Source organism: Bacteroides sp. MSK.18.37 (assembly GCF_019129155.2).
Lineage (GTDB): Bacteria > Bacteroidota > Bacteroidia > Bacteroidales > Bacteroidaceae > Bacteroides > Bacteroides ovatus.
Map to the genome: position 1 here is coordinate 56,165 of NZ_JAHOIB020000002.1, position 13,451 is coordinate 69,615.

Consider the following 13,451-nt stretch of genomic DNA (forward strand, 5'->3'; position numbering starts at 1 on the left):
TTAAAACCAATTATCTTTTACCTCTCTGTTTCAGATAGGTATCCAGCAACTGGGGATGGTCTGTCTGTATCAGATTAATCCCCTTCGACAAAATCAAGTCCACTCCTGTATAGTTTCCTTGTGTCATCTGTGTATCATAGGTATAACCATTCATATCTAACATATTAGTCGAGACAAACAGCCCTTTTGAAGATATGGCTGTCGAGAGCCCGCCATTTAATGTTTTCGACAAAGATATCTGGGCAAACATCACTCCTGGTTGCTGTGAAAGGAAATCTGCATGCTCCTCGTTTTCACACTGCGGATAAGGTATAGGAGCCGGCGAATAATCCAAAATATTCTGCAAGACATCCCGATTATTAGATGTATAAAAGAACACACGGTCTAACATCCCACAGCTTTTCACAACATCATACAGTTCTTTAGGAGACACTTTATTCAAGAAGTCCAAATCAAAAAAGATCTTTCCCCGCCCTGCAACCAATGCGTCATACAAAGAGGGGACCGTGTGATTGGTTACTGTGCCGTCTGCCAGCTTCAGACGATAAGACTGGAGCTGCTCATAAGTCAAATCTTTCACTTTCCCCTTCCCTGTAGTTGTCCTGTCTATGGTTTCATCATGCATCAACACAATTACTCCATCCTTTGTCATGCGAGGATCTACTTCTACAATATCTACAGCTCCCCCTAATTCTATACAACTTTCAATTCCAGCTATCGAATTTTCGGGAATATTCGGGTTGGAAGAATTGCCACGATGCCCCATTATCCAAACTTTTGCAGGGTCAAAGTGTTGCAAAGCATAACGTAAACTCTTGCCGGATACTTGTAATTTCTGCAGAGCCGCCGCTACATTGCCAGTCTTATCTGTCACCCTAACCGAAATATTATAACTTCCTTCTTTCGTAAACGTATATTCCAATTCAGGTTCTTCACCCAATGTCTGCCCTTCCATCGTCCAAACCACAGATTGGATGTCTTGCCCATCATTAAGAGCTACCTTCAGAACAACTTTCTCTTCTAATGCCGGATAGGCATTACTTGCCATAACTCTAGCAGTAATCGTTCCACTCCCCTGTTCTTCAATCGTACTATCATCCCCACAAGCAAATAAAACGACTGCTAATACTGATATATAAATGATATTTGAGATTTTTCTTATCATACTATTTTATTTTTAGTTATATCCTTCATTTTGATACATTCTTGTCGGATCCAGTTTATGTTCATCATACGGGATAGGCAACAAAAAATCTTTCGCAGAGAAATTTGGATTCTTCGCTTTCATGTGCTCCAACAGTTCCTGACGAGAATAAAGACGTAACAAATCATACCAATACTGTCCTTCAAAAGCAAACTCGACTCTTCTCTCACGAAGGATCGCATCGCGCAAACTACTGCCGGAATAATCATCCAGACCAGCACGTTCGCGTACCATGTTCAAATAGCTTACCGCATCATTCTCGCTCAAATGCATTTTCACTTCTGCCAACATTAATGCGACATCGGCATAACGAAGCACAATCCAGTTATTCGCCCCATAGCCATTTATGTCATCGAGATCTGTGTACTTCTTCACATAATTAACGTTCTGTGACGTACCGCACGAGATAGCCTTACGCGTATCTCCCGATTCATAGGCACTCATCATATCAGACGTCGGTATATTATTCCCCGTCCCCGTTTTCTGCGAAGTAAGCCCCGTCTGGGAAGTGGGTTGAAATATATAGGCGTAATTTGAGGCTAAACTGGAGTTGCCTCCTTTATACATCACCTGAAAAATATTCTCTTGACAGAATGTTTGAGCTTCCTTATCAAAAACATCAGCATAAGGGATATCTTTCAGGCTTGTAAAAGGTTTCATGTTCCATGCTGCAACTAAATTTGTTTTCGCAGATTGCAGATTTGAAGTTCTTTCCGACTGAAAATCAGAATCAGCAGCCATTGTCAAGTAAACTTTGCCCAATAAAGCATACGCAGCAGCTTTTGAAGCACGGCCTACCCCATTACCCGTTTGAATATCCGGCAATTCACTATTAATAACCTGTGTCAAATCGGAAATAATCAAATTATAGACTTCGCTCTTTGGCTGGCGGGCAGTATATTTCTGAATTTCATCTTTCGTCTTTAGTTCTTTGGTTACGATAGGGACATCTCCAAACTGCATTACAAGATGAAAATAAGTCAATCCACGCAAGAAATACATTTCCGCCTTTTTCTGGTTTTTCACAACTTCATCCTTAAAAGGAATATCATCTATCTGATCCAATATTATATTAGCTCTTGTCACGCATTTATACAAATCTGCCCAATGAGTTTTCACTTGTGCATTATCTGTTGTCAATGTATAGTTATAAAATTGATAATTAACCCCATTTCCTGCTCCCGGATCCTGCAACGTGGTGTTTTCCGAACGAACATCTGTGTACAAATACATATTCTTATAATACCCGTTTCCTCTCAAAGCTGCATACGCACCATTCGCAGCCATTGCAATATCATCTTCGGTCTGATAGAAAGTACTGGCCGGAATCTTATTTGGATTGGTTTCTTCCAGAAAACTCGTACAACTACTGCAAAACAATAGCGAACTTACTGCGATAAATACTATGTATTTTTTCATAATCTGATTCTTTATTTATTTAAAAAGTTATTTTTGCTCCTATACTATAAGTACGTGCCAAAGGATAAACTCCCCAATCAAAACCGGGTAACAGGTTATTACCTTTATAATCCACTTCAGGATTATATCCTTCATAATCGGTCAATGTGAATAAATTGTCAACACTGACATATAGCCTCAACGCCTGAACGCTCACTTTCTGCATCCACTTCACCGGAAAATTATACCCCAATGTGATATTTGCACAACGGAAATAGGAAGCATCATCCACCATATAAGAACTAAGCCGCTGACTGGTATTAGGAGTGGAACTACGCGCTGCACGAAACACTCCGCCGGAACCCGGATTTTCGTCAGAATGCCAACGGTTCAAAACAGATGCCAACTGATTGCCGGAGCCTTCCATATTGTACAGATAATATTTCTGGAAGTTTATTACTTCAGCTCCTTGAGAACCGGTAAATGTCGCTCTCAAATCAAAGTTCTTATAAGAGAAATCGGTACTGATACCGTATGTAAAATCCGGGTAAGCATTGCCTAGAATTTCACGGTCGTTTTCTGTAATCAAACCATTCTTATCAACATCCCGCCATTTCACATCTCCCGGATGTATGTTATTATAATTAGGAACTGCCGGTCCTATCAACTGATATCCGTCAGGAAATTTGCCATTAACCAGATTGCTTTTATCAATCATTATATTGGTGTAATCCTTCTCGGAAATAATACCATCAGCAATGTAGCCATAGAAAGAGCCGATAGGAAGCCCGGAACGGGTCACATGGCTTACCACATTGCGCTCACTAACTAAATACAAATCATTAATACCACCCAAATCGACAACTTTATTTCGATTTACTGATATATTAGCACTTACATTCCATTTAAAATCTCCTGTCAAAATACGCCCGTCTATTTGGAAATCAACTCCGCTATTACGTACTTTTGCATTTTTCAAGTTTGTTTTTACACTGGAAGAGCCCGATATGGATGATATAGGCTGGTCGTACAACAAATCATACGAAAGACTATTATAATAGTTACCTATCAAGTTGACACGACCATTGAATAATCCCAAATCAAACCCTACATTGTATTGGGATGTTTTTTCCCATCCGATAGCCGCATCTTTGAAAGTTCCTTGCCAATAGGCTGTTTCGACAGTATTACCATATACGTAACCACCTTGAGACATAGTAGCTGTATGCTCGTAGTTACCAATATTGTTGTTTCCACTCAATCCCCAACTGGCACGAAGTTTTAAGGATGAATTATTACCTAACAAATCCTGATAAAACTTTTCATTCGATATAGTCCAACCTAAAGAAATAGAAGGAAACCAACCCCAACGGTTTTCTTTTCCAAAACGTGAAGATCCGTCAGTTCTTACTGTACCCGTCACTACATAGCGATTATCGAATGAATAGTTTACACGTGCCAGATAAGACATCATTGTCCATGCAGCCTTTCGGGTATCGCTGCTATACAAGCCTATATCGGAAGCATTCGGACCATGCGCTGTCACTTCATGAATACGGTCGTCGGGAAAACCTGTTGCTTCAACGGCTACGCGGTCATAAGTTTTTTTCTGTAAGGTGTAGCCCACTAAAGCATTCAGGCGATGTTTCCCGAATTCACCATTATAATTTAACGTAAACTCTCCCAAACGGTCAATATCACGATTTGTTATGTCACGAGCTTTCACACGTGCCTGAACAGCATCCGAATTGGGCATATCACCATCTTGTCCTACAGTACGCGGACGATAGTAATTATAACGGGAAGTATAATATTGAGTTCCCAAATTGGCTTTAAACTGAAGCTGTTTCAATATATCATAAGTGATATTAGCATTGAAATTCATTCGGCTTGACTTGTTGCGGATATCAATTTCATGAGCAAGTGCCACGGGATTCTCGACCATCTGATAGCCATCAGCTTTCATCGCAATCTGATTTCCGACTGCATAAGTTCCATCCGAATTATATACAGGGAATTGAGGAAACATTAATAGAGCACTTTGTACGACACCATCATTTATATAACGACCGTCTGCTTGAACCTGTCGTTCCGAAACATCAACAAAAGAAAAGTTTACTCCAACTTTCAAGCGTTTCGTGACTTCTGCATCTACATTGGCACGAACATTCAAACGCTTATGTCCGGAAGGAGCTATAATTCCATCCTGATCCAGATAACCCAAACTAAAACGATATTTCAAGAAATCCTGTCCTCCTGTAACAGATAGATTATGACGATGCATCGGAGCATTCCCATAGATGGCGTCCTGCCAATCTGTATTGTAAGTAGGATCGACCGGTTTTCCGGTTGTGAAATCAAAAAACAAATCAGAAATGCCCACTTCATTCAAGTTAAAACCTTTTGAAGCTCTTATTGCATTATCATCCAATGGGTTCCATGATTTTCCAGCAGCTTCTGCTTTATCACGATAAGAATTATTACGGGCTTCAATTACCAAATCCCTGTATTGATAGGCATCCAGCAACTTAATCTTACGCTCTACTTGTTGCATACTAAACTGATAGTCATAATCAATACGGGCTTTTCCCGAATTACCCCTCTTTGTGGTGATAAGTACCACGCCACTAGCACCTCGAGAACCATAAATGGCTGCCGAAGCTGCGTCTTTCAATACATCAATAGTTTCAATATCCTCGGGATTGATATATACATCTTCTGAAGCCGGATATCCATCAATCACATAGAGAGGTGTTGTACTAGCTGAAAGAGAGTTCGTTCCACGAACTTTAATCTTCACTCCTTCTCCCGGCGCACCACTTGTCTGCATCACCTGTACACCAGCGACTTTACCGACTAAAGCTTGTCCGGCGGTTGCTGCTGAAAGAGATAATTCACTAGCCTTAACACTTGCCAAAGAACCTGTGAAATCACTCTTACGCATAGGAGTATAGCCAACGACTACGACTTCTTCAATCATCTTACTATCTTCCTGCAGAACAACTTTCGCCATATTTTTATCGGTAGCACGAAGTTGAACGGGTTTATATCCGATGTAGGAAACTGTTAGTTGAGATGTTTCGGAGACATCATTGATGGAAAAATTACCATCTAAATCAGTTATTGTTCCATTAGATGTACCCTTGACCACAACACTAGCACCGATAATAGGCTCTCCATTCGAATCAACTACGGTTCCTGAAACCTTTATATTACGCTGCTTTTCTTGTGGTTTACGAATCAATACAATGACATTCTCTTGCTCTTTCTTGTAGGTTAACTCCATTTTACCCAAAAGTTGTTGCATGGTTTGTTCAATCGTTGCATCTTTCACATTTAACGAAACTTTTTGGTTTAACTCCGGAAGGCTCTCATTGTAGAAGAATTTGTAATTGCTTACTTGCTCGATTTTCTTTAAAGAGGCTCTCAAAGAGATGTCTTTCACATTCACCGTTATTTGAGAATAAGCGGTAAAAGAGACGCTTAAAAACAATAGCAGACAAATAGCCCGCAGTGTTTTCCAGTTCTTACTTCTCCCCACGTTTGTTTGAGGGAGTTTTTCAAAGGTTGTTTTGTGCTTCATATATCAAAACTTTTAAGTTGTTTGATAGGTATACAGACTGCTATACTCGCTCGTCCAACCGTCTATCAGACTTTAACTCTCGTTAACTTATTCAATTCAGAGAACAAAAAAAACCATTCCTAAGTAGAGGGCTTCGGAATGGTTCTATTCTATATTGTACTCAATAAGTAATTAAACTACTTTGTATTCACCGATATTACGTTCTTCAGCATTAAAGGAGACACCGACTTTAACCAGTTCACGCCCGTCTGTTCGATAAGGTAACAGATATCCTTTTTCATCTATTTGTTTCAGAGCTTCGTCTACTGTTCCTTCCAGCTTAAACTCAAAAACATAAATACGGTCTTTTGTTTTCACCACTGCATCGGCACGGCCTTTTGCACTGCGTACTTCCGCATCTACATATTGTCCCATCAACTTAAAGACAAGATAGAAAATAACCTGATAATGACGTTCAGTCTTTGTATTCAATTCGTAGGGAATGTCGGCAAAGAATGATTTCATACGTTCCATAAAGGAATGAACGTCGCCCAACTGAAGTTCACGGACAAACTTAACTGCATTAAAATCCGTTTCATCAGAAGAGATGGGGGTATAATAGGGTATCAGGAATTTAAGGAAACCATATTTCACCTCGTCATTCGGGAAGCCTAATGTATATAGGTTCAATGATTTATCGAAATTTTTAATTGTCAGATAACCACTTTGGTAGATCATCGGAAGGGGATTCTTTGTCTCCGCACGGTATTCTGCAAATCCGGAACTTCCTACTTCCAAGCCATCTATCAGCAAACGTAAATCATAATCACTTTGTTTCAGCAGTTCTACAAGATAGGTAGGAGTACCAGTCTGAAACCAGTAATTATCAAACATTAATCCATCAAAGACATTGAGCACACTGAAGGGATTGAATAGTCCTTCTTCGCTATATGTAAAGTGATAGCCATCGTACATTGCTGTCATTTTATCGACTGTATCTTCAAAGGACATCTCCTGCACTTCTGCCAAGTGCTCCAACTCGGGAGTAAATGTAGATACTAACTCCTTCTTAGTAATACCACAAATATTGGCATAAGGAATTTTCATACTAATATCATTCAACTGATTCAAATCACTGAATACACTTACTTGGGCAAATTTTGTGACTCCTGTCAAGAATATAAACCGAAGATAGCGATCGGAACTTTTTAGTACTCCATAAAAAGCCTTCAGAATACGACGGTATTCATCCAACAAGTTTTCATCTAAAAGGGCTTGCAGCAAAGGCTTATCATACTCATCTACTAATACCACAACTCCTTTTCCAGTTTTCAAATAGGCTTGCTCGATGATGTAACTAAAGCGTTCTTCAGGACTACGGTCTTTCTTCTCATCACCATAGACGGCTTCCCATTTCTCCAAATACTGATTTAGCATGGCAACCAAATCTGCTGCCGTCTCATATCTCTTCGCATTCAAATCAAGATGCAGAACCGGATATTGCTCCCACTTTGTCTCTAACTTTTCAATTGCCAAACCCTCAAAAAGGTCTTTACGCCCCTGAAAGTAGGCTTCAAAAGTAGAAACTAGCAGACTTTTGCCAAAACGACGGGGACGACTAAGAAAATAAGGCTTTCCCGTATTTATTATTTGCCATAAAATAGACGTCTTGTCCACATAAAGATAATTTCCTCGGCGTATATCTTCAAATGTCTGTATCCCTATCGGCAATTTACGCTCTAATGTATTCATTGCATCTTCAAATTAGTGTACCACAAATATAGACGTTATTCGATGAATAAACAAAGATACTCTATGAAAGTTCCATTTATTTCTCCTTCAAAACAATCACCGAACCGTCCATTTCATAATAGAAAGGTGAAGTAAGCATCAGAATATTCAGCGCATTCTGTATGCCGCCTCCCGGAATGGTTCCGGTGAAATATTCATTAGGTAGTTTATTGGAGTCGAAACGAATCTCTACGTCATAGATACGTGAAAGGGTTTTCATTATATTCTCCAAAGATTCTTTCTCAAAATAGATATTTCCTTTCGTCCATTCAATATAATCATTCGGATGCACTTGAGTGGCTGTTATCTTATGAGTGGCTTTATTATATTCTATTTTGTCGCCGGGCTTCATGATATGCGATATTTTCTGCGCATAGACCCCTACTTTTCCTTCCAAAAGAACGACTGTCACGTCTTTGGCATCTTCATAGGCAGATACATTAAAAGAAGTACCGAGCACTTTCACTTCCAAATCACCGATTTGCACAATGAAGGCGTGTTTCTCATCATGGGCTACTTTAAAATAGGCTTCACCATTCAGTTGCACGCGACGAACTTTTTCTCCGAAGTTATTCAGGTAACTTAATTGGGAAGCTGAATTGAGAACAACATTTGTTCCGTCCGGCAATTCAATGGTTGCTTTATCTCCTTTGCCCGCTTTCACAATAAAGGGTGTTTCTGCCGTTGGAGAAGAATCTAAAAGATAGTAAGTGAAGAAAGCGACACAGACAGGTAATAAAATAGCAGCAACCCATTTCCAAGGGATGATACGGAGGGGGCGCACTTCCTTGCCCAAAGTCTCTTCTTTGATCCGGGCAAAAAGTTTATCACGCAACACTGGGTTCATGGAGGAATCCGATCTCTCAAACTCTTGCTCCCACCAGTCATGCAACTGACGGTCATTCTTTATCCAGTCTGACAGTTCTTTTATCTCGACATCCGTGATCGTTTCTTCGAAATATTTTTCAATTAGCTCTTTATAATGTGTCTTATCCATCTTTCCACTTATTTACAAGTATACATTTTCATCCTACTTCCCATCCAAAAACAAGTATTACTATTACATTTCATTAACAAAAAAGGCCAACAAAAGGGTAATTACCTTATCATAATGCTTCATCAACTGTTCACGCATAAATTTCACAGCCAAAGATAATTGGGTAGCAACCGTACTTTCGGAAATTCCCATGATTTCGGCTATTTCTTTATTTGTGTAATTCTGCCTTTTGCTCAAAATGAATATTTTCTTCCGTTGCGCAGGCAGTTCTTCGGCAAGAGAATCGATATACTCATTCAAAAAGCGCAGATCAATATTCTCTTCTGTCTGTGAATCACGGTCTACGCTACTTTTCATGAGATATTCATTGTAAACATACTCTACGGTCTGACGCTGATACATATTCATCAATAAGTTTTTGGCAATCGTACAGAGAAAAGAGATAAACGAGGAAGCCGGGTCTACTTTTTCATGCACTTCCCATATACGAATGAAAGTGGCTTGCACCACTTCTTCGGCCATATATTGATTGCCGGAAGAGAGTCGCATAATGAAATTGTACAGTTTGCCACTATACATATTATACAATCTTTCGAATGCCTGAAAGGAACCGCCTTTTAAGTCGATTAATAAATGTTTTTCATCTGTAGAATCTACCATATCTTAGAATTTTGCAACAAAGGTATGCAGCCATAGGTCATAAACAGGTGACAATATTATTAATATTTTCTCAATTATCCGACTTTTCTGAAGAAAAAGATAGTAAATAGCAAATAGTAACGCCATCCGGTCAGGATAATGACGCTATCCAATCAGGATAGTGACGGTATCCGAACCGGATGGCGTTACTATATTTAGTGAGGTAGTTCGTACTAATAAGTCAGACGAACACCTGCTTGTATGTTGAAGTTAAACGGATTCTCTTTACGTATAGTCTGTATATCGGAGCCATCATTGAAATAATAAGCAACACCCGGTTCCACGTAAATACCCAAACGTTTCGTTGCATTGATCTGCGCACCTACACCACCGGATACCGAGAACTGCAAAGGCTTCACTGTTTCTTTTTCAGATCCTAGCTTTCCATAAACACATTTCTCAACCATACCTCCACCGGAAACATAAAGAGTGACGAGTTTCTTATCCAGGAAGTTCCAGTTGGCACGCAACGGAATACCGATATAATGCAGTTTCTGCTCTATCTGTTGTTCTTCACCTGCCAGTTTTGCATCCGAAGAAAGCAGCGTATAAGTCAGTCCTGTCTCAAGAGAGAATCCTTTAGCTAAACCTTTACGAACGGACAATCCGAAAGAAATAGGCTGATGATGTTTAATGTCAACCACCTGTTTTGCCTGACGCAGGTAAGGTACTCCATCTTCGAAAACCAATGTTTGGTCATTAGGAATCGTCTCCATCAGACCGTTGGAAACTGAAAGCATACTCACACGTGACATATAAGCATGAGATCCGGCACCTACTTCTGTTGAAGCACCTCCTGAATTTCCTACCGAAAGTCCCATTGACCATGTTCCCTTTTGAGAAGATCTTTTTTCTGTCGGAATATGAAGTTTGTCTTTACCGGAAGGACGACGCGGTCTGTTATTCGATCGCTCTGTATCCTGTGACTGTCCCTGACTGACATCTGTATTTTCTGCCTGCTTCGGTTCATCTTTTACATTTTCAGTTTCTCCATTTCCTTTTACATTCTTATCTTCCTCACTCAAAGAGTCTTCTCCATTTCCTGTTGAAAGTTTATTTTCATTACCGATCCCTAATGGATCTACACCTGTTTTCTGCTCCGTATGATTCCTGTCGACTTTCGCCAAACGATCTTCGCGAGTTACCGGCCGTAAGACAGGTTCCACAGCAGTTCCCTGCATATCCGGTTGTTGCACACCCAGCAATGCATCGGGCGTGGAAGCCAATGCCGGAGTTTGTATATGACGTATTTCATCCGCAGCGGGTGTCCCTAGAAAATACAGACTTACTGACGAAACGACAGCTAATATTATAATAGCTGCAGCAGCCATCATCCATTTTCGATAAGGATATATTTTCTTCTCCACAGGAGGCATAAGCTCTTTCTCCAGTCGTTCCCAACCGGAAGCAGGCGTCGGCTCGGAATAATCCGCGAGCTTCTCCTTCAACTTATTCATCCACAATTCTTTCTCTTCCATTTCTATCTATCCATTATGCATTATCCATTCTTTTACTCTTTTTGCCAATACACTCTTCGCACGAAATAATTGCGAAGCCGAAGATTTCTCATTAATACCTAATACCTGTGCGATTTCTTTATGCGATTTGTCTTCAAATGTATAAAGATTGAACACAGTACGATAGCCGGCGGGTAATTCTTCAATAAACTGCATCAACACATTTTGTGGTATCGCTTCTACATCGGAAGCATCCGGCTCTTCATATTCTTCGGGCAACTCTTCCAAAGGTGTCGACTGATTAATCACATCATTTTTCCGAAGATACTGTAAAGCTGTGTTGACCATCACCCGTTCCATCCAGGCTCGCAAAGAGCCTTCACCCCTCCAGGTGAACTTATCGAACGAATCGAATATCTTTAAAAAACCGTCGTGAAGCAGATCCTGGGCTGTATCCCGGTCGCCGGTATAGCGTAGACAGATGCCAAGCATACGCCCCGCATACTGTTCATACAGTTCCTTGCGGGCCCGGTTATTACCCAGCCTACATTGTTCCGACAACTCAATTTCTTCCATTCTCTTATACACGTGTTTACCTTATAAATGCAGCAAAGATAGAAATACTGCATAGAGAGAACAACTCTTTTATCACTTTTGTTTCTTTAACAGATCCGAATGCAATATTTTCTATCCTCTTGCATTTTCACTACAGAAAACATAAATATTATAAAATCTAAAACCTAGTAAGTATATGAAGAAATTTAAATTCATTGCCTTTATCTTTGCTATTATGACTACCATGCCGATTCTCCAGTCATGCTTGGACGACGATGATAATTCGTCCGATCTTCTGGCTATCAGCACCATCAATATGATTAGCCAGGATAGCAAGGAATTTTATTTCACTTTGGATGACGGGAAAAAGATGTATCCCAGCAACTCACAAGGATGGAACAATGAAGATTGGGTGGAGGGACAAAGAGCTTTTGTGATATTCAACGAGTTGGAAGAGCCTGTGAATGGATACGACCTTAATATTCAGGTGAAAGGTATCAATCCAATCTTAACCAAAGACATCGTCACAATGGGTGAAGATGACAACGACGAAGAGAAAATCGGAGATGATAAGATCAACACGACTTATATGTGGATCAATAAGGATAATAAATATCTGACGATTGAATTCCAATATTACGGAACACATAGTGAAGATAAAAAACATTTCCTGAATCTGGTGATTAATGACAAAGAAGAGACTGCTCCCACTGCTGACGAAGGCAATGCGGAGGACGAATATATCAATCTGGAATTCCGTCATAACAGTGAAGGAGATGATCCTCAACGTTTGGGTGAAGGATATGTGTCTTTCAAACTGGATAAGATTAAAGACCGGATGGAGGGGAAAAAGGGACTAAGAATTCGTGTCAACACCATTTATGGCGGGCCGAAAACTTATGAAGTGAAATTTCCTTAGACGACTAATCTAATGTGAACATGCGAAACACACTCTTTTTTAATATAATATATTAATTACGCAAAAGAGGGCGGTAGTTGTGAAACTGCCGCCCTTTTACTTTCTTCTTTATATTCTTTCTTCTAAAAGAGTTATTTCTTATCTCCCAGATAATTCCAAACAACTGCACTCAATGCAGCTCCTACAAATGGAGCAATGATAAACAGCCACAACTGCGACAATGCTTCTCCTCCTTGGAATAATGCCGGAGCAATACTACGTGCCGGGTTTACAGAAGTCCCTGTGATAGGAATACATACAATATGTACCAATACAAGAGTCAAACCGATGGCAAGTCCTGCCAGATTGCCTGCTCCCTTCTTCGGATCGGTAGAGCCGAGCACTACCAATACAAATATGAAAGTAAATACTGCTTCCGCAATAAATGCCTGCAACATTTCTCCATCAGCAAAACCATTCGAACCTGTCGCTGTAGGCCCGTCATGAGCACCGGTAGAAACTAAAGCAAAAAGAATAGCCGAACCGATAATAGCTCCGATTACCTGGAAAATCATATACATACCTGCATCTTTTCCATTCATACGACTAGTCAAAAACACTCCTAATGTAATAGCAGGATTAATGTGACATCCCGAAATACCTCCGATAGCATACGCCATCGCTACTACGGATAAACCAAAGGCTAAAGCTACACCGATTGTTCCCACACCAGCACCTACTGTATCAGCCAAACCACCAGCAAAGACGGCGCTACCACATCCCATAAGAACGAGCACCATCGTTCCAATCATTTCTGCAATGTACTTTTTCATAGTAATTAATATTGTTTTTGTTTACTTTCCAAAAATAAGCAATTCAGACTAGAAATC

At 40.1% G+C, this 13,451-nt stretch carries 10 protein-coding genes; 1 reads left to right on the top strand and 9 read right to left on the bottom strand.

Going from position 1 to position 13,451, the window contains the following annotated elements:
- Positions 1-10: 10 nt before the first annotated feature.
- From KSX81_RS28510 to KSX81_RS28545, 8 genes are all read right to left on the bottom strand, one after another.
- Entirely contained in the window at positions 11-1,165 is a 1,155-nt protein-coding gene (locus KSX81_RS28510) for a glycerophosphodiester phosphodiesterase family protein (RefSeq protein WP_004302290.1), read from the bottom strand.
- Between the two features lie 12 nt (positions 1,166-1,177).
- The gene (locus tag KSX81_RS28515) at positions 1,178-2,623 is read right to left on the bottom strand and encodes a RagB/SusD family nutrient uptake outer membrane protein (protein ID WP_004302289.1); all 1,446 of its coding nucleotides are present in this window, start codon (positions 2,621-2,623) and stop codon (positions 1,178-1,180) included.
- Positions 2,624-2,642: 19 nt separating this feature from the next.
- The gene (locus tag KSX81_RS28520) at positions 2,643-6,185 is read right to left on the bottom strand and encodes a TonB-dependent receptor (RefSeq protein ID WP_004302288.1); all 3,543 of its coding nucleotides are present in this window, start codon (positions 6,183-6,185) and stop codon (positions 2,643-2,645) included.
- A gap of 171 nt (positions 6,186-6,356) precedes the next feature.
- Positions 6,357-7,916 (bottom strand): ATP-binding protein, encoded by a 1,560-nt coding sequence (locus KSX81_RS28525; RefSeq protein ID WP_004302287.1) that lies wholly within the window; start codon positions 7,914-7,916, stop codon positions 6,357-6,359.
- 76 nt (positions 7,917-7,992) lie between these two features.
- Positions 7,993-8,952, bottom strand: a complete 960-nt coding sequence (locus tag KSX81_RS28530; protein ID WP_004302286.1) for a FecR family protein — start codon at positions 8,950-8,952, stop codon at positions 7,993-7,995.
- A gap of 63 nt (positions 8,953-9,015) precedes the next feature.
- Positions 9,016-9,612, bottom strand: coding sequence for an RNA polymerase sigma-70 factor (locus tag KSX81_RS28535; RefSeq protein WP_004302285.1), 597 nt, complete (start codon positions 9,610-9,612; stop codon positions 9,016-9,018).
- Between the two features lie 212 nt (positions 9,613-9,824).
- Positions 9,825-11,129, bottom strand: a complete 1,305-nt coding sequence (locus KSX81_RS28540) for an outer membrane beta-barrel protein (RefSeq protein ID WP_217725506.1) — start codon at positions 11,127-11,129, stop codon at positions 9,825-9,827.
- Positions 11,130-11,135: 6 nt separating this feature from the next.
- Complete coding sequence (locus tag KSX81_RS28545; RefSeq protein WP_004305819.1) at positions 11,136-11,684, bottom strand: RNA polymerase sigma factor; 549 nt, start codon at positions 11,682-11,684, stop codon at positions 11,136-11,138.
- A gap of 175 nt (positions 11,685-11,859) precedes the next feature.
- Between KSX81_RS28545 and KSX81_RS28550 the strand changes: the two genes are divergently transcribed.
- Positions 11,860-12,582 carry a NigD-like protein gene (locus KSX81_RS28550; RefSeq protein WP_004325420.1) on the top strand — a complete coding sequence of 241 codons (723 nt, stop codon included), beginning with the start codon at positions 11,860-11,862 and terminating at the stop codon, positions 12,580-12,582.
- 131 nt (positions 12,583-12,713) lie between these two features.
- Here KSX81_RS28550 and KSX81_RS28555 read toward each other — a convergent pair whose 3' ends face one another.
- Complete coding sequence (locus tag KSX81_RS28555; RefSeq protein ID WP_118419368.1) at positions 12,714-13,394, bottom strand: MIP family channel protein; 681 nt, start codon at positions 13,392-13,394, stop codon at positions 12,714-12,716.
- Between the last annotated feature and the right edge of the window lie 57 nt (positions 13,395-13,451).

Coding starts and splice junctions, on each gene's coding strand:
- KSX81_RS28510 (WP_004302290.1), bottom strand. CDS start 1,165: ATGATAAGAAAAATCTCAAATATCATTTATATATCAGTATTAGCAGTC.
- KSX81_RS28515 (WP_004302289.1), bottom strand. CDS start 2,623: ATGAAAAAATACATAGTATTTATCGCAGTAAGTTCGCTATTGTTTTGC.
- KSX81_RS28520 (WP_004302288.1), bottom strand. CDS start 6,185: ATGAAGCACAAAACAACCTTTGAAAAACTCCCTCAAACAAACGTGGGG.
- KSX81_RS28525 (WP_004302287.1), bottom strand. CDS start 7,916: ATGAATACATTAGAGCGTAAATTGCCGATAGGGATACAGACATTTGAA.
- KSX81_RS28530 (WP_004302286.1), bottom strand. CDS start 8,952: ATGGATAAGACACATTATAAAGAGCTAATTGAAAAATATTTCGAAGAA.
- KSX81_RS28535 (WP_004302285.1), bottom strand. CDS start 9,612: ATGGTAGATTCTACAGATGAAAAACATTTATTAATCGACTTAAAAGGC.
- KSX81_RS28540 (WP_217725506.1), bottom strand. CDS start 11,129: ATGGAAGAGAAAGAATTGTGGATGAATAAGTTGAAGGAGAAGCTCGCG.
- KSX81_RS28545 (WP_004305819.1), bottom strand. CDS start 11,684: ATGGAAGAAATTGAGTTGTCGGAACAATGTAGGCTGGGTAATAACCGG.
- KSX81_RS28550 (WP_004325420.1), top strand. CDS start 11,860: ATGAAGAAATTTAAATTCATTGCCTTTATCTTTGCTATTATGACTACC.
- KSX81_RS28555 (WP_118419368.1), bottom strand. CDS start 13,394: ATGAAAAAGTACATTGCAGAAATGATTGGAACGATGGTGCTCGTTCTT.